The organism is Streptomyces sp. NBC_01408 (assembly GCF_026340255.1).
In the GTDB taxonomy this organism is placed as follows: domain Bacteria; phylum Actinomycetota; class Actinomycetes; order Streptomycetales; family Streptomycetaceae; genus Streptomyces.
Genome location: NZ_JAPEPJ010000003.1, coordinates 201,445 through 221,113, shown reverse-complemented (window position 1 = coordinate 221,113; position 19,669 = coordinate 201,445). Strand labels below are relative to the sequence as shown.

Annotated in this window: 19 protein-coding genes; 9 read left to right on the top strand and 10 right to left on the bottom strand. The window is 73.6% G+C overall.

Features of this window, described 5'->3' with window-relative positions; translation table 11 throughout:
• Window positions 1–16: 16 nt before the first annotated feature.
• On the bottom strand, window positions 17–679 hold the full coding sequence (locus tag OG447_RS28785) for a response regulator transcription factor (RefSeq protein WP_007267191.1): 663 nt from the start codon (window positions 677–679) through the stop codon (window positions 17–19).
• 273 nt (window positions 680–952) lie between these two features.
• The gene (locus OG447_RS28780) at window positions 953–1,609 is read right to left on the bottom strand and encodes a DUF3000 domain-containing protein (protein WP_266940351.1); all 657 of its coding nucleotides are present in this window, start codon (window positions 1,607–1,609) and stop codon (window positions 953–955) included.
• A gap of 91 nt (window positions 1,610–1,700) precedes the next feature.
• On the opposite strand from OG447_RS28780, the gene hemE reads away from it, so the two are divergent.
• The gene (gene hemE / locus OG447_RS28775; protein ID WP_266940350.1) at window positions 1,701–2,765 is read left to right on the top strand and encodes a uroporphyrinogen decarboxylase; all 1,065 of its coding nucleotides are present in this window, start codon (window positions 1,701–1,703) and stop codon (window positions 2,763–2,765) included.
• A gap of 40 nt (window positions 2,766–2,805) precedes the next feature.
• On the top strand, window positions 2,806–3,933 hold the full coding sequence (locus OG447_RS28770; RefSeq protein ID WP_266940349.1) for an NADAR family protein: 1,128 nt from the start codon (window positions 2,806–2,808) through the stop codon (window positions 3,931–3,933).
• A gap of 126 nt (window positions 3,934–4,059) precedes the next feature.
• Here the strand turns inward: OG447_RS28770 and OG447_RS28765 are convergent, their stop codons facing one another.
• Window positions 4,060–5,442 carry an FAD-dependent oxidoreductase gene (locus OG447_RS28765; RefSeq protein ID WP_266940348.1) on the bottom strand — a complete coding sequence of 461 codons (1,383 nt, stop codon included), beginning with the start codon at window positions 5,440–5,442 and terminating at the stop codon, window positions 4,060–4,062.
• A gap of 133 nt (window positions 5,443–5,575) precedes the next feature.
• Window positions 5,576–6,670 (bottom strand): DUF4349 domain-containing protein, encoded by a 1,095-nt coding sequence (locus OG447_RS28760; protein WP_266940347.1) that lies wholly within the window; start codon window positions 6,668–6,670, stop codon window positions 5,576–5,578.
• Between the two features lie 150 nt (window positions 6,671–6,820).
• On the opposite strand from OG447_RS28760, the gene hemG reads away from it, so the two are divergent.
• Both hemG and hemQ read left to right on the top strand, forming a co-directional pair.
• Complete coding sequence (gene hemG / locus OG447_RS28755; RefSeq protein ID WP_266940346.1) at window positions 6,821–8,278, top strand: protoporphyrinogen oxidase; 1,458 nt, start codon at window positions 6,821–6,823, stop codon at window positions 8,276–8,278.
• 23 nt (window positions 8,279–8,301) lie between these two features.
• Window positions 8,302–9,015 carry a hydrogen peroxide-dependent heme synthase gene (gene hemQ / locus OG447_RS28750; RefSeq protein WP_266940345.1) on the top strand — a complete coding sequence of 238 codons (714 nt, stop codon included), beginning with the start codon at window positions 8,302–8,304 and terminating at the stop codon, window positions 9,013–9,015.
• A gap of 113 nt (window positions 9,016–9,128) precedes the next feature.
• On the opposite strand, the gene OG447_RS28745 is transcribed toward hemQ, so the two are convergent.
• The 4 genes from OG447_RS28745 to OG447_RS28730 form a co-directional block, all read right to left on the bottom strand.
• Window positions 9,129–10,820: an alpha/beta hydrolase gene (locus OG447_RS28745; RefSeq protein WP_266940344.1), complete on the bottom strand. Its 1,692-nt coding sequence runs from the start codon at window positions 10,818–10,820 to the stop codon at window positions 9,129–9,131.
• Window positions 10,821–10,986: 166 nt separating this feature from the next.
• Window positions 10,987–12,024 carry a TIGR04222 domain-containing membrane protein gene (locus tag OG447_RS28740; RefSeq protein WP_266940343.1) on the bottom strand — a complete coding sequence of 346 codons (1,038 nt, stop codon included), beginning with the start codon at window positions 12,022–12,024 and terminating at the stop codon, window positions 10,987–10,989.
• The gene (locus OG447_RS28735) at window positions 12,021–13,376 is read right to left on the bottom strand and encodes a DUF692 domain-containing protein (protein WP_266940342.1); all 1,356 of its coding nucleotides are present in this window, start codon (window positions 13,374–13,376) and stop codon (window positions 12,021–12,023) included. Before OG447_RS28735 ends, OG447_RS28740 begins: the two co-directional genes overlap by 4 nt.
• 120 nt (window positions 13,377–13,496) lie before the next feature.
• The gene (locus OG447_RS28730; RefSeq protein ID WP_266940341.1) at window positions 13,497–14,246 is read right to left on the bottom strand and encodes an aminoacyl-tRNA hydrolase; all 750 of its coding nucleotides are present in this window, start codon (window positions 14,244–14,246) and stop codon (window positions 13,497–13,499) included.
• Window positions 14,247–14,317: 71 nt separating this feature from the next.
• Here OG447_RS28730 and OG447_RS28725 point away from each other — a divergent pair, with 71 nt between their 5' ends.
• The 4 genes from OG447_RS28725 to OG447_RS28710 all read left to right on the top strand — a co-directional run bounded on the left by OG447_RS28725 (window position 14,318) and on the right by OG447_RS28710 (window position 17,051).
• Window positions 14,318–14,992 carry an AIM24 family protein gene (locus OG447_RS28725; RefSeq protein WP_266940340.1) on the top strand — a complete coding sequence of 225 codons (675 nt, stop codon included), beginning with the start codon at window positions 14,318–14,320 and terminating at the stop codon, window positions 14,990–14,992.
• 98 nt (window positions 14,993–15,090) lie between these two features.
• A complete protein-coding gene (locus tag OG447_RS28720) occupies window positions 15,091–15,513 on the top strand; it encodes a GAF domain-containing protein (RefSeq protein WP_266940339.1) in 423 nt (140 codons plus the stop codon).
• 125 nt (window positions 15,514–15,638) lie between these two features.
• On the top strand, window positions 15,639–16,802 hold the full coding sequence (gene mqnE, locus OG447_RS28715; RefSeq protein ID WP_266940338.1) for an aminofutalosine synthase MqnE: 1,164 nt from the start codon (window positions 15,639–15,641) through the stop codon (window positions 16,800–16,802).
• 57 nt (window positions 16,803–16,859) lie between these two features.
• A complete protein-coding gene (locus OG447_RS28710; RefSeq protein ID WP_266940337.1) occupies window positions 16,860–17,051 on the top strand; it encodes a hypothetical protein in 192 nt (63 codons plus the stop codon).
• A gap of 10 nt (window positions 17,052–17,061) precedes the next feature.
• Here the strand turns inward: OG447_RS28710 and OG447_RS28705 are convergent, their stop codons facing one another.
• Together OG447_RS28705 and OG447_RS28700 are read right to left on the bottom strand one after the other, a co-directional pair.
• Entirely contained in the window at window positions 17,062–17,991 is a 930-nt protein-coding gene (locus tag OG447_RS28705; RefSeq protein WP_266940336.1) for a polysaccharide deacetylase family protein, read from the bottom strand.
• Between the two features lie 94 nt (window positions 17,992–18,085).
• Entirely contained in the window at window positions 18,086–18,736 is a 651-nt protein-coding gene (locus tag OG447_RS28700) for a TetR/AcrR family transcriptional regulator (RefSeq protein ID WP_266940335.1), read from the bottom strand.
• Between the two features lie 125 nt (window positions 18,737–18,861).
• Here OG447_RS28700 and OG447_RS28695 point away from each other — a divergent pair, with 125 nt between their 5' ends.
• A complete protein-coding gene (locus OG447_RS28695; RefSeq protein WP_266940334.1) occupies window positions 18,862–19,653 on the top strand; it encodes an alpha/beta fold hydrolase in 792 nt (263 codons plus the stop codon).
• Window positions 19,654–19,669: the final 16 nt, after the last annotated feature.

The window sequence follows — 19,669 nt, the reverse complement described above, 5'->3', positions numbered from 1 at the left end:
CCGATCGGGCCGGGCTCTAATGGATGATCCCGGTCCGCAGTGCGACGGCGACCATCCCGGCCCGGTCGCCGGTGCCCAGCTTGCGGGCGATCCGGGCCAGGTGGGACTTGACGGTCAGGGCGGACAGGCCCATCGAGACGCCGATGGCCTTGTTGGACTGGCCCTCCGCGACGAGGCGCAGGACCTCGACCTCGCGGCCGGAGAGCTCCCGGTAGCCGCCCGGGTGGCTCGGGGCACCCGGGGGGCGGCGGTGCATACGGGCGGCGGCAGCGCCGATGGGGGCGGCGCCGGGCCGGGTGGGGAGCCCGATGTTGGTCCGCGTACCGGTGACGACGTAGCCCTTCACTCCGCCCGCGAGGGCGTTGCGTACGGCGCCGATGTCGTCGGCGGCGGACAGGGCCAGGCCGTTGGGCCAGCCGGCGGCGCGGGTCTCGGAGAGGAGGGTGAGACCGGAACCGTCGGGCAGGTGTACGTCGGCCACGCAGATGTCGCGCGGGCTGCCGACGCGGGGGCGGGCCTCCGCGATGGACGAAGCCTCGATCACGTCACGTACTCCGAGGGCCCACAGATGGCGGGTCACGGTGGAACGGACGCGCGGGTCGGCCACGACGACCATGGCCGTCGGCTTGTTCGGGCGGTAGGCGACCAGGCTTGCGGGCTGCTCGAGAAGAACGGACACCTAGGCCTCCTGGGGGAGTGGCGGGACGGCCGGCTCGGGGAAGGACGCCGGTGCGAACCGTGCGGATGGTCACTGACTCCTTCGGCACGTCACCCGCCCGGCTTTAGGGAATGATCACGATTTAGTGAGTAACAATTCGGGCAATTCGGACGCACGATCGATCATAGGGTGATCAGAAGCCCACAACGGGCGCCCCGTTCCGACACCCGGTTGCGGGCTTCGACCGTCCGTTCCCGTACCGGCCTCGCCGCGCGCGGCCGTACGGCCCCGCGGCTACGGGTGGTGCGGACCGCGCCGCTGTGGCAGGGAGACCACGCCCGTGACGGTCTCGGTCGGCCCCACCGGGGGCAGTCCCGCGACCTGGCACAGCAGCTCGCACCACGCCGCCAGGTGCGCCGCGGTGTCCGGCACCCCGCCCACCACCTCGCGCGGCGTCCAGGAGGCCCTGATCTCGATCTGCGTCGCCGGGCGCCGCTCCGCGAGGCCGCCGAAGTAGTGCGAGCCGGCCATGGTCACGGTCCCGCTCGCCTCCCCGTACGTCAGCCCGCGCGCGTCCAGCGCACCCTTCAGCCAGGACCAGCACACCTCGGGCAGGAGCGGGTCCGCGGCCATCTCCGGCTCCAGCTCCGCCCGGACGAGCGTCACCAGCCGGAAGGTCCCGTGCCAGGCCTCGTGACCGGCCGGATCGTGGAGCAGGACGAGCCGGCCGTCGGCCAGGTCGTCCTCGCCGTCCACGACCGCGGCCTCCAGCGCGTAGGCGTACGGCGCCAGTCTCCGCGGCGGCTTCGTGGGGTCGATCTCGATCCCCGGACGCAGCCGTGCCTTCTTCAAGCCGTCGACCGCCCGACGGAACGGGAGCGGGACGGAGCTCTCCTCCGCGCTGTCCACACCGTCAGCGCCATCTGAAAATCGTCCCTGAGCCGCAGCCATGCGGGGAAGACTAGGCGGAACGAGCGCCCGTACGGCGCAGGGACACCCGCGCCGGGCCGGGCACTTCTTCATACGTGCGAAGATTTGGCGCGTGAGCGCCAACCACCGCCCCAAGGGCCAGCCGAGTCAGACGTACGATTCCGCCTTCCTGAAGGCGTGCCGTCGCGAGCCGGTACCGCACACGCCCGTGTGGTTCATGCGGCAGGCCGGCCGCTCGCTCCCGGAGTACCGCAAGCTGCGCGAGGGCACCCAGATGCTCGAGTCGTGCATGCGGCCCGACCTGGTCACCGAGATCACCCTGCAGCCGGTGCGCCGCCACAAGGTGGACGCGGCGATCTTCTTCTCCGACATCGTGGTCCCGCTGAAGGCCATCGGCATCGACCTGGACATCAAGCCGGGCATCGGACCGGTCGTCGCCCAGCCGATCCGCCGCCGCGAGGACCTCGCACAGCTGCGCGACCTCACCCCTGAGGACGTCTCGTACGTCACCGAGGCGATCGGCATGCTCACGAGTGAACTGGGCTCCACCCCGTTGATCGGCTTCGCGGGCGCGCCCTTCACCCTCGCGAGCTACCTGGTCGAGGGCGGCCCCTCGAAGAACCACGAGCACACCAAGGCCCTGATGTACGGGGACCCGCAGCTGTGGGCCGACCTGCTGGACCGCCTCGCGGAGATCACCTCCGCCTTCCTGAAGGTCCAGATCGAGGCCGGCGCCTCCGCGATCCAGCTCTTCGACTCCTGGGTCGGCGCGCTCGCCCCGGCGGACTACCGCCGCTCGGTGATGCCGGCGTCGGCGAAGGTGCTGGAGTCCGTCGCCTCGTACGGGGTCCCGCGGATCCACTTCGGCGTGGGCACGGGCGAGCTCCTCGGCCTGATGGGCGAGGCCGGCGCGGACGTCGTGGGCGTCGACTACCGGGTCGCGCTCGACGAGGCGGCCCGCCGGGTCGGCCCGGGCAAGGCGCTCCAGGGCAACCTGGACCCGGCCGTGCTCTTCTCCACCCCGGAGGCCGTCGAGGCCAAGGCGGACGAGGTCCTCGCGGCCGCCGCGGGCCTGGAGGGCCACATCTTCAACCTGGGCCACGGAGTCCTCCCGACGACCGAACCCGAGGCCCTGACGCGCCTGGTGGACTACGTCCACACCAAGACCGCGCGCTGAGCTGCCCGAGCAAGATCGAAACGTCGGTACTGTGCCGTGCATGACATGGCACGGACCGACGTTTCGCATATCCGACGGAGAGAACATCGACGGGGCCTGGCGCCTCGTGTGGCGCAAGCACGACTGGCTCGACGAGCAGTACCCCGAGCACCTCTTCGTCTACGCGGACGGCAGGATCTCCCTCGACCGGTTCGAGGCGACCGACCTGGCCGGACTGGGGAGGTGGCTCGCCTCCGGGAAGATCGCCCTGCACCGGGACCGGCCGGACGCGCCCGAGCCGTCCCCCGGCCCGCCGAAGTGGGAACAGCGCTACCCGGAACCCTGCACCGACGAGTCCTTCCTCGCCGAGGTGGCGGACGAGATCGCCCGCCTGGCCGGACGGCCGAGGGCGGCCGACCGCTGCTGGGACGCCATACGGGCCTACCAGGCCGAGCCGACGGAGGTCCGCCGGGCCGCGCTGCGGGACGCCTACCTCGCCGTCCCCGCCCACCTGCGGGTCTACATGCTGGGCGACATGGAACGCCAGGACCGGCCGCTGCGGATCCTGGTGACCGCTCTCGGCGAGCGCGTCGACGGGGACGGGCCCGAGGTGACGGAGCGGATGCACCAGGACTCCCTCGACTACTTCGCCCGAGCGGATGCGGCCGTCGCGGCGGCACGGGACCACGAAGCGGCCCTGCACGCCGACGACCCCACCGGCACCCCGCAGCCGCCGGTCGTCCTCACCCAGACCATGTACCCCGGGGGATGGCCCGACCGGCTCGGCGACTTCGCGCTGCGCAACGACTACGAGGCCCCCTTCAGCCATCGGGGCGAGACCTACCCGACGGTGGTCCACGGGTACTGGGCCCTGTCCGCCGCCGACCACGCCGACCACGACCTGATCCGCGCCGCCGCGACCGCCGACGAGGCCCGGGAACTGGGTGGACGGGCGGTCCGCCGCGCCGACTGGCCCGCCGTGCGGCTCGCCGTCATGGCCGGGCTGCTGCGGGCCAAGTTCGACCAGCACCCCGAACTCGCCGAACTCCTGCTGGGCACGGGGCAGGCGGGCATCCTCTACACCGGCTTCCACGACTCCCCCTACTGGCGGGACGAGGGCCCCCGCGGCGGCCGGAACTGGACGGGCCGCTTGCTGGAGCTCATCCGCTCCGAGCTCGCCGTGCGCTAGCTCCTGCGGCGCGTAACGCAACGCCGGACCCGGCGGGGCCGGACTGCCCGGAGGGCGATTTCAGCCCCGCCGGCGTCTGAGGCGCGGGTCCGGGGAGAGCCCGGGAAGGCGGCCCGCAGGGCCCGCCTACACCCCGGCCGAGCGGACCGCGGAGACCGCCTTGCGGGCCGCCACCAGGACCGGGTCCCAGACCGGGGAGAACGGCGGGGCGTAGCCCAGGTCCAGGGAGACCATCTGGTCCACCGTCATGCCCGCCGTCAGGGCCACCGCGGCGATGTCCACCCGCTTGGCCGCGCCCGCGCCGCCGACGATCTGGACTCCCAGCAGACGGCCCGTGCGGCGCTCCGCCAGCATCTTCACCGTCATCTCCGCCGCGCCCGGGTAGTAGCCCGCCGTGTTGGTGGAGGTGACGGTGGCCGTCACGAAGCGCAGGCCCGCCTCCAGGGCGTCCCGCTCGCGCAGCCCCGTACGGGCGATCTCCAGGTCGCAGACCTTGCTGACCGCCGTGCCGACCACCCCGGGGAAGGTCGCGTAGCCGCCGCCCACGCCCGAGCCGATCACCTGGCCGTGCTTGTTGGCGTGCGTGCCCAACGGGATGTGCCGGGTGCGGCCCGAGACCAGGTCCAGGACCTCCACGCAGTCCCCGCCCGACCAGATGTCCTCGTGGCCCCGCACGCGCATCGAGAGGTCGGTGAGCAGGCCGCCCGAAGTGCCGAGCGGCAGGCCCGCGGCGCGGGCCAGACCGGTGCGGGGCTCGACGCCGATGCCGAGCACCACCACGTCCGCCGGGTACTCCTCGCCCGTCGCGGTGGCGACCGCGCGGGCCCGGCCGTCCTCGTCCGTCAGGATCTTCGTGACCTCGGCGCGGGACACCGTACGGATCCCCATGCCGTTCATCGCGCGGTGCACCAGCCCGCCCATGTCCGGGTCCAGCGTGGCCATCGGCTGCGGGCCGCGGTGCAGGACGGTGACCTCGTAACCCCGCCCGACCAGGGCCTCCGCCATCTCCACGCCGATGTAGCCCGCGCCGACCACCACCGCGCGGCGGCCCTGCTTCCGCTCCAGCGTGGTCATCAGGCGCTGGCCGTCGTCCAGGCTCTGGATGCCGTGGACCCCGTGCGCGCCGATGCCGGGCAGCCGGGGGCGGACCGGGCGGGCGCCCGTCGCCAGGACCAGCTTGTCGTAGCCCGTCCAGTACTCGGATCCGCCGTCCAGATCGCGGGCGCGGACCCGGCGGCCCGCGAGGTCCAGCTCCACGACCTCCGTGCGGGTGCGCAGGTCGATGTGGCGGGCGCGGTGCTCCTCGGGGGTGCGGGCGATCAGGTCGTCGCGCGCGGCGACCAGCCCGCCGATCCAGTACGGGATCCCGCACGCGGAGTACGAGCTGAAGTGCCCCCGTTCGAAGGCGACGATCTCCAGCTCCGCCGGGCCCTTGAGCCGCCGGGCCTGTGACGCGGCGGACATCCCCGCCGCGTCACCGCCGATCACCACCAGTCGTTCCGTCGCCATCGTCCGCACCGTCCTCCGCCGCCGTCGTCTGGGGGACACGCTACGGGCGAAGGGCCGCCTGCCGAAGGAGCGTTCGGCCCGCCGGCCCGATGAAACCGGGACCGGGGGCCGGGAGCGGACGGCACGACGGGCCTCAGGAGCGGGGGCTGCCGTCCTCCGCGGCCGCCGCCGCGTCCGCCCCGGTGCCTGCCCCGACCGCGTCCGCCCCGGTGGTCCCCTCCGCGTCCGCCGGACCGGGCCGGGCCGCCGGGACCGAGACCCGCCAGGCCGGGCCGGTCCGCGGGGCCCGGTCCGCCTTCGGCTTCGCCGGGCGCAGCCGCCGGTACAGCCGGAACCCCAGCGCCAGCGCCCCGGCCGCCAGCGCGAACGGCAGCACCGCCCCGACCGCCAGCGTCAGGAAGCGCACGATGGCCATGAAGACCCCCCAGCCGCCGCGCAGGGCGTCCATGAAGGCCGGCTCCTTCTCCTTCTTCTTCTCCTCCGCCACCGGCTTCGGGGCCGGCTCCGAGACCTCCAGCGTGATCGTGCCCAGCGCGGTCTGGTCCTTCAGCGCGTTCTGCTGCGCCAGGAGCGACTCCAGATCGGACTGCCGCTTGCTCAGCTCGCTCTCCAGCATGACCACATCGCTCAAGGCCGAGGCCTTGCCCATCATTTCCCGTACCCGGGCCACGCTGGCCTGCTGCGACGCGACCCGGCTGCCGATGTCGGCGACCTTCTCCGTCACGTCCTGCGCCTCGACCTTGCGGTGGAGGAGCTTTCCGCTGCCCTCCATCGCCCCGAGCACGGCGTCGTACCGTTCGCCCGGCACCCGCAGGGTCAGCGTCGACGTCATACGGCCGTCCTGGCCGCGCTTGCTGGACTCGTTGCCCACGTAGCCGCCCGCGCCCTGGGCCGCCGAACGGGCCGCGGCCAGCGCCTGCTGCGCGTCGGCCGTCTCGATGCCGAGGGTCGCGGTACGGATCACGTTCGGGCGCACGGCGGCCGGGGGCTGCGCGTTCTTGTCGGCCGAGGACCCCGAGGCCGCGGAGCCGGGCGCGGCCGCCGGACCGGCCCCCTTCGCCGCCTCCGGGGCCTTGCCGCCCTGCGCGGGCGCGGGGGCCACCGCCGCCTTGTCGGCCGAGGTGCCCTGAACCGCGCCGTCGGCCCCGCAGCCGGTGAGCGTGAGCACCCCGGCCAGGGAGAGGGCGGCCAGGGCGGCCGTGGAACGCTGTCTGCTGACGGTGTGCATCTCAGTAAACCCCCGAGGTTCGGCTGGTGTTGCCGGTTCGACGTCCAGAGTCCCCGCGGGGGTTTCACCCGCGCGGTCCCGGACCGGTCCCGATGCGGTCACGGTCCGGCCTCGCCGCAGCGCCCGCCGCCGGTCTGAGACGATGTGTCCATGCACGAAGCGGACATGCGTACGGACCGGCCGGACCGCACCGGCGCCCCCGGTCATGTCGTCGTCATCGGCGGCGGCATCGCGGGCCTCGCGGCGGCCCACCGGCTGCTCGCCGACGGAGTCCGGGTGACCCTCCTGGAGGCGGGACCCCGGCTCGGCGGCAAACTGCGCGCCGGGGAGCTCGCCGGGGCCCCCGTCGACCTCGGCGCCGAGTCCGTCCTCGCCCGCCGCCCCGAAGCCGTCGACCTCGCCCGGTCCGTCGGCCTCGGCGAGGCCCTCCAGTCGCCCGCCACCGCCACCGCCCACCTGTGGACCCGGGGAGCGCTGCGGCCGATGCCGCGCGGGCACGTCATGGGCGTCCCCGGCGACCTCGGGCCGCTCGCCGCCTCCGGGGTGCTCTCCGCGGAGGGCCTGGCCCGGATCGAGGCGGAGCGTGAGCTGCCGCCCGCCGAGATCGGCGAGGACGTCGCCGTCGGCGAGTACGTCGCCGCCCGGCTGGGCCACGAGGTCGTCGACCGGCTGGTGGAGCCGCTGCTCGGCGGGGTCTACGCGGGCAACGCCTACCGCATCTCGATGCGGGCGGCCGTCCCCCAGCTCTTCGAGGCCGCCCGTACGCACCGCTCGCTGGGCGAGGGCGTCCGGGAGATCCAGCGCCGAGCGGCCGCGCAGCCGCAGGCCGCCGGCCCCGTCTTCGCCGGCATCGACGGCGGCATCGGACGGCTCCCGGGCGCCGTGGCCGAGGCCTGCCGCCGCGCCGGCGCGCGGATCCTCACCGGTACCCCCGTGCGCGAGGTCCTGCGTACGGCGGACGGCTGGCGGGTCGTCGCCGACGCCGAGGTCATCGACGCCGACGGCGTGGTCCTGGCCACCCCGGCCGGACCGGCCGCGCGGCTGCTGGAGCGGCTGGTACCCGCGGCCGCGGCCGAGCTGCGCGGGGTCGAGTACGCCTCGATGGCCCTGGTCACCCTGGCCTTCCGGCGCTCCGAGCTGCCCGAGACGGTCACCGGGGGCGGCGCCAGCGGGTTCCTCGTACCGCCCGTCGACGGCCGGACGATCAAGGCCTCCACCTTCTCCAGCAACAAGTGGGCCTGGGCCGGGGCCGATCCCGAGCTCTTCCTGCTGCGGACCTCCGTCGGCCGGTACGGCGACGAGGGCGAGCTGAAGCGCGAGGACGGCGAGCTCGTCGGCGTGTCGCTGAGCGACCTCGGCGAGGCCGTGGGCCTGACGGCCCGGCCGGTCGCCTCCACCGTCACCCGCTGGGACGGCGGACTGCCCCAGTACCCGGTCGGCCACCTGGACCGGGTCGCCCGGATCCGCGCCGCCGTCGCCGCCCAGCCGGGCCTCGCCGTGTGCGGCGCCCTCTACGACGGGGTGGGCATCCCGGCGTGCATCGCGAGCGCCGGCAAGGCCGCGGACGCGGTGATCACCGCTTTCGGGACCCCTGGCACGGACCACTGATCAGCGCACGGGACAATAGGCACATGACTGCACCAGAGAAGATTCCCAACGCGGGGAAGAAGGCGAAGGACCTCAACGAGGTCATCCGCTACACCCTGTGGTCCGTCTTCAAGCTGAAGGACGTCCTCCCCGAAGACCGCGCCGGCTACGCCGACGAGGTCCAGGAGCTCTTCGACCAGCTGGCCGCCAAGGACATCACCGTCCGCGGCACCTATGACGTCTCCGGCCTGCGCGCCGACGCGGACGTCATGGTCTGGTGGCACGCCGAGACCGCGGACGAGCTGCAGGGCGCCTACAACCTGTTCCGCCGCACCAAGCTGGGCCGCGCGCTGGAGCCGGTGTGGTCGAACATGGCCCTGCACCGCCCGGCCGAGTTCAACAAGTCGCACATCCCGGCCTTCCTGGCCGACGAGACCGCCCGCGACTACGTCAGCGTGTACCCGTTCGTGCGCAGCTACGACTGGTACCTGCTGCCCGACGAGGACCGTCGCCGCATGCTCGCCGACCACGGCAAGATGGCCCGCGGCTACCCCGACGTGCGTGCCAACACCGTCGCCTCCTTCTCGCTCGGCGACTACGAGTGGCTGCTGGCCTTCGAGGCCGACGAGCTGTACCGCATCGTGGACCTCATGCGTCACCTGCGCGCCTCCGAGGCCCGGATGCACGTCCGCGAAGAGGTGCCCTTCTACACCGGGCGCCGCAAGTCCGTCGCCGATCTGGTGGCCGGGCTCGCCTGATACCTCCCCTGGGGGGAAGTGCCGGAGGACGACCACACCGTCAGGTGAGTTCCTCCGGTGGATCGGGAGGCCCTGCCCCCGAAACGACGCAGCCGGAGATCCCGCCCGGAAGTTCAGACGACTGGCGGCAGCAGTGCCCCGCGGGCGCTTGCTGCCCGGTCGTCCAGCGACACCGGTGCGGGCTCCGGATGCGGCGCACACGTGACACTGCGGCCCGGGGTGTCACCTGACAGCAGATACCGCTCCACGTGACGGTCCACGCAGTCGTTGCCACTGCCCACCACTCCGTGGCTGCCGGCCCCTTCCTCCGTGACCAGCGCGGCCCCTGAGCCGAGCCGCCGCTGGAGTTCCAGCGCACCCGGGTACGGGGTCGCCCCGTCCCGTTCCGCCGCGACGACGAGGGTCCGCGGCAGTGCCGCGGCCGGCGCGGCGCCCACGTCCACCGGGCGCTGCCGCCCGGGCACCGGCCAGTAGGCGCAGGGCAGGTTCAGGAAGGCGTTGGCCCAGGTCTCGAAGGGGGCCGTACGGGCCAGTCGGGAGTGGTCGCGGTCCCAGGTCTCCCAGTCCCCGGGCCAGGGGGCGTCGTTGCACAGCACCGCCGTGTAGACGGCTGTCGCGTTCTCGGCCCGCGCCGCCGACGCCGGGTCCGGGGCGGCCTGTTGGGTCAGCGGGCCCGGGTCGCCGCGCAGGAAGGCGGCCAGCGCCGCCGCCCGCTCCGGCCACACGTCGTCGTAGTACGCGGCCTGCACGAAGGCGGACCGGAGTTCGCCCGTCCCGACCCTCCCGCCCGCGGGGGTACGGGCCACCGCCTCCCGTACGCGCTCGTAGCTCGCCTGGACGGCCGCCGGGGTGGCGCCGAGGCGGTACGTGCCGTGGTGCCGGGCCGCCCAGGCGCGGAAGTCGTACCAGCGGCGCTCGAAGCCCGGCGCCTGGTCGAGGTTGTTGCGGTACCAGATGCGGCGCGGGTCCGGGTCGACCGCGGAGTCGAACACCATCCGGCGGACGTGGCGCGGGTGCAGGGTCGCGTAGACCGCGCCGAGGTAGGTGCCGTACGAGCCGCCCATGAAGGTCAGCCGCGGCTCGCCGAGCGCGGCGCGCAGTACGTGCAGATCGCGGACGTTGTTCAGGGTCGTGTAGTAGGGCAGGGCCGCACCGGCCCGCCGCGCGCAGCCGCGGGCGTATGCCCGGGCGGCGGCGATCCGCTCCTCCTTGTACGCCGGGGAGGGGTGGACCGGTACCTGCGTGGGGCCTTCGGCCCGGGCAGCGGGGTCCTGGCAGGACAGCGGGGCGGAGCGGCCGACCCCGCGCGGGGCGTAGCCGACGAGGTCGTAGGCGGCGGCGATCCGCTCCCAGCCGGGGAGGCCGGCGACGAGCGGGAAGTGCATGCCGGAGGCGCCGGGGCCGCCGGGGTTGTGCACGAGCGCGCCCTGGCGGGCGGCCCGGCCGGCGCCGGTGGCCGCGGTCCGGCTGACGGTGAGGGAGATCTGCGGGCCGTCGGGGCGGGCGTAGTCGAGCGGGACGCGCAGGGTGGCGCAGCGCACGGGGGAGGGCAGGCCCTCGGTGTCGGGGCAGGCGGTGAAGCGCAGCGGCCGCCCGGCGCCGGCCGGGTGGCCCGGGGCTCGTACGGGGGCGGGGACGGGGGCGCGGATGGCGGCGGCCTCGGCGGCGCGCCGGGCGACGAGTTCGGCCCCGGCGTCCTCGGCGGAGAGCCGGGCGGGTGCCTCGGCACGGGCCGCGGGCGCAGCGCACAGGACGAGGGAGAGCGCCGCGGCGGCGGCTGCGTGGCGTGCGGGCGTCCGGCGCATGGCGGCCCTGCCTCTCATCGGATGAACCGATGAGATCCGGCTGCGGGGAGGCTGTAAAGGATCACCGCCCGGTGTCGGCCCCCGTACCCCCGTTGCCGTGCGATCCGGACCCGGTTGCCGTACGTCAGGGGCCCGCCGAGCGGGTCGACGGGCCCGTGACGGGCGGTCAGGAACTGCTGGAGCTGCTGCAGCTGGAGCCGGACGAGCTGCTGCAGCTCGAACCGCCGCCGCTGCTGCCGCCGCAACTGCTGCCGGAGGAGCCACCGCCGCCCGAGCCGCCGCAGCCCGAACCGGAAGCGCAGGTCGAACCGGCACCGCAGCCGGATCCGCCCCCGCCGCCCCCCGATCCGCCGCCGTCGCTCCCGGCGCACCAGAGCACCGGCAGGAACTCGGCACCGGACGCCCACGCGTAGTCCGCGCCCGCCGGACCCGATCGTGCCTGCGCCGCCGCCAGCCGGGTGCCGCGCGCCGCGGGCACCAGCTGCTGGCGCAGGTACGGGTCGCGCAGACCGCGCAGCCCGAACAGGGCGGTCTGCACGTACGGGGTCCCGTCGTGCAGGTGCGCGGCGCGCAGCTCGCGCAGCGCCCGCTGTCCCGCCGGGGTGACCCGCTGCCCGGCCCGCGCGGCGCAGATCACGCCGACCAGCAGGCCGCCGATCAGCGCGGGGATCACCTTGGCGATGAACGGCACCTGCGCACCCGAGCCCAGGGCCAGGGCGAGGAAGGTGAGTAGCAGCGCCCCCGGCACCATGAGCGCGCACACCACGGCCTGGACGATCCCCCAGCGCCGCCAGGGCTGCCCGGAGCCGGGCGCGCGCAGCAGCCCGCGCGCGGCCAGCACGTCCCCGGTCTCCTGGACGGCGGGGTCGCGCATCGCGGCGTACCGCACCTGGTACAGCCACCCCGAGGGCGCGCCCCCGTGGGCCTGGAGCACGGCCCGCTCGGCGTGGTCACCGGCCCGCGCCCCGGGCCGGACCTGGACGATCCCCGGGCCGCCGACGATCAGCCGGCCGTCGCCGAGCATCGCCACGAGGGCGGTGTCCACGACGTTGCCGGGGCCGCCCGCGACGAACGCGGCCTCGGACAGGTCGTGCAGCCGCGGCGGCGGCCCGTCCGACGCGGGCCGGGAGCCGCGCAGGCCGCGGATCAGCAGGACGGAGGAGACGATGACGGCGACCCAGGTCGCCAGTGCGAGGAGGTTCACGCCGCCCTCCCCGCCAGCGCCCGGGCCCAGCGCACGACCCGGCGGGGCGGCCGCGCCCCGGCCCGGTCCTGCCACCACCTGGTGAGCCGGCGCCGGGCGGCCGGGTCGGCCGGCAGGTCCTGGACCAGCAGGTGCTCCACGAAGTCCAGCGCCTCGCGGCGGTATCCGGCCACTGCCATGGGGCGGCCCTTGGCGTAGGAGAGGTAGGCCTCGCGGTACGGGCCGTCGCCGCCCAGGATCACGGGCAGCTCGGGTGCCAGCTTGGCCACCACCCCGGCCCGCTTGGCGGCCAGGGCCCGCGCCTGCACCCGGATCCGCTGCCGGTCGAAGCCCTCGGGTACGGGGGTCCCGGCCACCAGCGCCGACAGCAGCGCGGCCTGGCTCAGCCCGACGCGGATCCGCGCCGCGTCGGCGGCGCCGTCGTGCTCACCGTCCCGCCCACCGCCGTGCCCGGCTTCCTGCCCACCGTCCTGCCGGCCGTCGTGCTCGCCGTCCGCCGGGGGCCGCGGCGCGGCGGCTCGCGGCGGACGGGCCGCGGCGGCGCCCACCACGTCCCGGATCCGGGCGAGTTCGCCCGCCAGCTCCGGCTCCGGGGGGAAGTCGTCGTCCCGTTCCAGCAGGACGCCGGGCGGGTCCACCCGGGAGCGGAGCCCGGCCAGCAGGTCGAGCACCACCGGCGGGACGGGGTGCGCGTGCGTGTCGTGCCAGACGCCGCCCCGCTCGACGCCGCCCGCCACGTGGACGTACGCGAGCGCCTCCAACGGGATCGCGTCGAGCACGGCGGCCGGGTCCTCGCCCCGGTTGACCCGGTTGGTGTGCAGGTTGGCCACGTCGATGAGCAGCCGTACGCCGGTCCGTTCGACCAGCTCCGTCAGGAACTGCCCCTCCGTCAGCTCCTCGTCCGGCCAGGAGATCAGCGCGGCGATGTTCTCCAGCGCCAGCGGTACCGGCAGCGCGGCCTGTGCGATCCGCACGTTCTCGCACAGCACGTCCAGCGCGTCCCGGGTCCGCGGTACGGGCAGCAGGTGGCCGGCCTCCAGCGCGGGCGAGGAGGTCCGGACGAAGGCGATGTGCTCGGTGACCAGCGGCGCCCCCAGCGCCACCGCCCGCTCACCCAGCGCGGCCAGCTTGGCCGGGTCCGGGCGCTCGGCGCCGCCGAGACCGAGCGAGACGCCGTGCGGTACGACGCGCGTACCGCGCTCCAGCAGCCGCAGCAGGGAATCCGGAAGGTGGCCCGGGCAGATGTTCTCGGCCACCACCTCGACCCAGTCCAGGCCGGGCAGCCGCTCGACGGCGTCCGCGATCTCCGGCCGCCAGCCGATGCCCACCCCCAGGTGTGCCATGGGCTTCATGTCCCCTCGCCCCCTTTCGTCAGACCGTGTGCCGGTGTCATGGCCCCGGCACAGTCTGGCCAACCGCGAAGAGGGGTGTTTCAGAGCAACATTTGAGCTTCCGCGGCCCGCGAACCGGCGTCAGAGCCGGGCCCGCAGCGCCGGGTGGTCGGCGATCACGGTGGCGCTGCCCGGCGCGATCTCCGTGAAGCCCGCGTCCCGCACCACCGGCAGCCCGCTCCCGCTCAGCTCCGCCCACCGCTCGGCCGCGGCCGTCCGTACGGCCAGCCGGAAACCGGACTCCCGCCACCGCGCCCGCTCCGGTCCCGTCAGCTCCCACCAGGCCAGCTGCGCCGCGTGCCCGGCCTGGGCCATCGCCTTGCCGGCCGACATCTCGACGCCGGGGTTGAGCCACAGGACGGGGAGCCCCGGGCCGGCCGCGGCGGCCGGTGCGGGATCGTCCAGCTCGGTGCCCGACACCTGGAGCTTCGCCAGCTCCTTGGGCCAGCCGTCCAGGGGCACCGGCGGGAAGACCCGTACCTCGGAGGCGTCTCCGTGCACCGTGATGCCCGGCAGCGTCTGGGCCTTGCGCCACTCCGCCCCGCGGGCCCGCCGGACCACCTTGCGGATACGGGCGTCCTGCCAGTCCCGTACGGCCTCGGCCCACTCGCCCTCGCCGTGTGCCCGCTCGTCCGTCAGCAGGGTCAGCACCGCGCGGGCCGCCGTCTCCAGGGCGTCCGTCCGGGCGGGCGGCTCGGCCTTCTCGATCCGCACGACCAGCGGCAGGACGAACTGCGGGGCCTCGTCGCGGGCGACGTGCTCCTGCCGGAAGGGGCTGTCCGCGCCGACCGCGGGGGCTGCTGTGGCGTCGGGGGTGTGCTGGCTGCTCATCCTGCCAAGGATGCCAGCCTCCGCCTTCAGGATGATGCCCCGGGTGCGCGCTCCGGGTGAGGATCGAGCGCATGAAGAGTGATCTGTTCGCGTCCGAGAACCTGGCCCAGGCACCTGCGGCCCCTGGCATGACCCTGCAGAATGCCAAGTCCGTGAAGTACACCGTCAACAGCGAGGTGCTCGCCCGCCAGGGCGCGATGGTCGCCTACCGCGGCAACCTCCAGTTCGAACGCAAGGGGCAGGGCATAGGCGGCATGCTCAAGCGCGCCGTCACCGGCGAGGGCCTCGCGCTGATGTCCGTACGCGGCCAGGGAGAGGTGTGGTTCGCCCACCAGGCGGCCAACTGCTTCATCATCGACTTCGAGCCGGGCGACGCCCTGACGATCAACGGCCGCAACGTGCTCTGCTTCGACCCGACCCTGTCCTACGAGATCAAGATGGTGAAGGGCGCCGGCATGACCGGCGGCGGGCTCTTCAACAGCCTCTTCACCGGCACCGGCAAGCTCGCCGTGGTCTGCGACGGCAGCCCGATCATCATCCCCGTCACCGCGCAGGCGCCGGTGTACGTGGACACGGACGCGGTGGTCGGCTGGAGCGCCCAGCTGGAGACGGGCCTGCACCGCTCCCAGTCGGTCGGCTCGATGATCCGCGGCGGTTCCGGCGAGGCCGTCCAGCTGATGCTGCGCGGCGAGGGCTTCGTCATCGTCCGGCCGAGCGAGGTCACCGAGGCCGCGGCGGCCCACTGACCGGGCCGGCGGAGGTCTGCTCAAGGACGGCTGGAGCGGTGAACGGGCCCTGGATCAGGGCCCGTTGCCGGGGCCGGCGGCTGTGGCACACTCCGGCCATGAGCGATGCAGACAAGACCGAGACGTGGCTCCGGCAGTGGATCGCGACGCACGGCGGGGTCGCGGGTACCGTCCACTTCCGCCGGGGCGAGGACATGGTCCTGGCCGCGGCCGTGAACATCCCGCCGCCGGTGGTCGAGATCGTGCGCGTCGTGCCCCGGGGCAAGGGCATGGCCGGCCTGGCCTTCGCACGCGACGAGCCGGTGTCGACCTGCAACCTGAAGACCGACACGAGCGGTGACGTCCGGCCCGGCGCGAAGGCGGTCGACGCGAACGCTGCCGTGGCCATCCCGGTCCACGACGGGGCCGGTCAGGTCCTGGGCGTCGTCGGAATCGCCTACATGGGCGAACGGGACATGGACGACAGCGAGCTCGCCCGCCTGACACGTGAGGCCGAGGCGGTACCCGCGGCGCACGGCTGAGCTCCGCCATTGTCAGATCGTTTCCGGCCAGTATCGGGCGGGCCGGTCTGAGATCCGCTGGTTCGCGCTGATCGAAAACTAGCGTGGCCATGCCGCGTGGGCACCGATCGAGGGGGTTCCTGGACATGGACGCAGGGCTGAAGCGCGAGCTGGAGGAGAAGGTCCGTTCCGGTGAGCGGCTGACGCGTGAGGACGGTGTCGCCCTCTACGAGTCGGATGACCTGGCGTGGCTCGGTGGCCTTGCTCATGAGGTGCGGACGCGTAAGAACGGTGATGTCGTCCACTTCAATGTGAACCGTCATCTGAACATGACGAATGTGTGCACGGCGTCGTGTGCGTACTGCTCGTTCCAGCGCAAGCCGGGGGAGAAGGACGCGTACACGATGCGGATCGAGGAGGCTGTTCGCCTGGCGAAGGCCATGGAGAACGAGAACCTCACCGAGCTGCACATCGTCAACGGCCTGCACCCGAACCTGCCGTGGCGTTATTACCCGCGTTCGCTGTCGGAGCTGAAGAAGGCGCTGCCGGACGTGTCGCTGAAGGCGTTCACGGCGACGGAGATCCATCACTTCGAGACGATCTCGGGGATGTCGGCTTCGGAGATCCTGGACGAGCTGATCGAGGCGGGCCTGGAGTCGCTGACGGGCGGTGGTGCGGAGATCTTCGACTGGGAGGTGCGTCAGCACATCGTGGATCACCGGACCCATTGGGAGGACTGGTCGCGGATCCACCGGCTGGCGCACTCGAAGGGGATCAAGACTCCGGCGACGATGCTGTACGGGCACATCGAGGAGCCGCGGCACCGGGTGGATCATGTGCTGCGGCTGCGTGAGCTGCAGGACGAGACGGGCGGGTTCCAGGTGTTCATCCCGCTGCGGTACCAGCACGACTTCGTGGACATGAAGGACGGGAAGGTCCGTAACAAGCTTCAGGCGCGGACGTCGATGGCGACGGGTGCGGAGGCGCTGAAGACGTTCGCGGTGTCGCGGCTGCTGTTCGACAACGTGCCGCACGTGAAGGTGTTCTGGGTGATGCACGGGGTGCAGACGGCTCAGCTGGCGTTGCAGTACGGGGCGGACGACATGGACGGCTCGGTGGTCGAGTACAAGATCACGCATGACGCGGACAACTACGGCACGCCGGACAAGCTGGGCCGGGACGACCTGCTGGAGCTGATCCGGGACGCGGGCTTCCGTCCGGTGGAGCGCAACACGCGGTACGAGGTGATCCGCGAGTACCCGGGTCCCGACGCGGCACTGCGCGAGACCCCGCAGGCCATGCGCGTCTGACGCCACCTCATCCCCGGGCAGCACCCCGCCGCGGCGCGGGTGAGTACCCTCGTACATATGGACCAGCTGGACGAGAGCCCGTCGTACTGCCCCGCCCCGGCGGCCCCGGCCGGGCGGGTGGCCGGGCCGCCGTATGCGGACTGCCTGGAGTGCGGCAAGCCCACCGAGTACGGGGTCGCGACCCCGGGCGTGGTGCTGTGCCCGGTGTGCGAGTGGCAGGACGCGCAGCGCACGGCCTGCTCCGGCTGAGCCGCCGCGCTCACTTGCCGATCAGCTCGGAGACCTTCACGAACCGGTAGCCGCGCCTGCGCAGCTCGGGGACGATCTTCTGGATCGCCTCCTCGGTGACCGGGGCGGCGCTGCGCGTGCAGTGCATGACCACCACAGAGCCGGGCTTCACCCCGGCGAGCACCTGCTCGGCCACCGCGTCCGGGTCCTTCGCGAACGCGTCCCCGCTGACCACGTCCCACTGGACGGCCGTGACCTTCGCCGGGGACAGGGCCCGCAGCGCCTGGTCGTCGTAGCAGCCGCCGGGGAAGCGGAAGTACGGGACGGTGTTCAGCGCGCCCGCCTTCCGGAAGGCGGCGAAGGCCCGGTCCACGTCGGCCCGGGCGGCCTCGCCGTCGAGCGCGGGCAGTCCGTAGCAGGGGGACTTGAAGGCGTGGTGGCTGTAGGAGTGGTTCGCGATCTCGAAGTTCGGGTCGGTGCCGATGGACTTCGCCTGGTCCGGGTACTCCTCGGCCCAGCGGCCCGTCATGAAGATCGTCGAGGGCACCTTGAGCCCCCGCAGGGTCGCGATCAGCTGCGGGTTGTCGAAGCGCTCCCCGGCCGCGGCGCGCGGCCCCTGATCGGAGGTCATATCGGCGTCGAAGGTCAGCGCCACGGTCTTGTCACCGGTCTGCTTCGCCCGCTCGAAGACCGGGGTCAGGCCGTTCGGGCCGGGCGCCATCGTCGGGGCCTTGCCCGGTGCGCCCGGCAGCGGGCCGACCGGGGCGTTCGGCTCCGCGGCGGCGGGGGCGTCGGGGGAGGCCGGGGCGGAAGAGGAGGGGGCGGTCCCGGGGGAGTCGCCCAGCCGGGCCTCTCGGCCGCCCTCCGAGGTGCCGTTGCCGCCTCCGCATCCGGCGAGGGCGGCACCGAGGGCGGCACTGAGAGCGGCCGCGGCCGCTACTTTGCGTACAGAGATGGTCACGTACGCAAAATATATGACTATGTGGAAAGAAGATGGATGCGGCACTCCTCCACGTCGAAGTCAGCCTTCGGGCGGCGCGGCGCGGCGCGAGGGCTTACGCGGCATCCGGAACGGGCGCCGGCGCCGGCTTGTGCGGGGCCTGAGGCCACGCCGCCATAGCCGCGTCGACCACGCGATCCAGAGCTTCCCGCCCCGCCCCGTCGCACGCCTGCTGGCTCATCCCCTGGATGACCGCGGCGTAGAAGGCCGCCAGTCCGTCGGCGTCCACGTGCGCGGGTAGCAGGCCCGCGTCGATGTCGGCGCGGATGCGGTTGGCGATCGAGGCCTTGGTTGCCTCGCGCATTTCGCGCAGCTCGGCCTTCACGTCCTGCGAGCCGGGGCCGCAGTTGGTGGCCGCCGTGATGATGAGGCAGCCCGGCGGGTGACTCGGGTCGGTGTAGTCGGCGGCGAGGTGCCGCAGCATCGCGGCGATGTCCGTGCGGGCTTCCGGGCCCGGGGGCGGCGGGGCTCCGTGCGTGCGTACGTAGAGCCGCACGGCCTCGTCGAACAGCTGCCGCTTGTCGCCGAAGGCGGCGTACAGGCTCGGCGGGTTGATCCCCATCGCCGCGGTGAGCGAGGCGACCGACGTCGTCTCGTAGCCGTGGGTCCAGAACTCCCGCAGGGCCGCGGCCAGGGCCTTGTCGCGGTCGAAGGCGCGTCGGCTCCGCTTGGGTCCGGACGCGGCCGGGGTGTGTCCGCTGCTCATGGCCGCAGTTTACCGCTAACCCATAGCGATCGCTAAAGAAGCTCTGTTAGGGTCGGCCCATCACTCAGCTTTAGTGACCGCTAAAGCTGAGTGATGGCCAGCCGAACCCACGAGAGGGAACTCCGATGACCACGACCACGCCCGCCGCCTTCGCCCGCACCGTCCGCGGCGCCGGACCCGGCCTCCTCCTCGCCCACGGTGCGGGCGGCGGCATCGAGGCCAACTACGGACCGATCATGGAGGGGCTCGCCGCACGGCACACCGTCGTCGGGGTCGACTACCCCGGCGCCGGCGCCACCCCGAAGGCCCAGGGGCCCCTGGAGATCGACGAGCTCGTGGATCAGCTGGTGGCGGCGGCCGACGCCGAAGGGCTCGACACCTTCGCGGTCAGCGGGTACTCGCTGGGCGGACCCGTCGCGATCCGCCTCGCCGCGCGTCACCCGGAACGGGTCACCTCACTCGTGCTGAGTGCCACGTTCGCGTACGCCGACACCCGCACCTCCCTCGCCGCCTCCATCTGGCACCAGCTCTTCGAGTCCGGTCAGCACACCGTGCTCGCCCAGTACGTGAACCTGATGGCGCTGAGCGAACCGGTCCTGAACTCCCTCACCCCGGCCGAGGTCCATGCCGCCGCCGAGCAGCTCGCGCCCCTCCTCCCCGTCGGCACCGCGGACCAGGTCGACCTGGTCCGCAGGGCCGACGTCCGCGGCGACCTCGCCGGTATCGCGGTGCCGACGCTCGTCGTCGTCACCACCGCCGACCCGCTCATCTCCCCGAGCCTCCAGCGGGAGCTCGCCGCCGCCGTCCCCGCCGCCGAGGTCGCCGAACTCCGGACCGGACACCTGCCGTTCGCAGAGCGCCCGCAGGAGTGGGCGACGCTCATCGGCGACTTCCTCGAACGGAACCGGAAGCACTGACCGGGGCCGGTCCGCA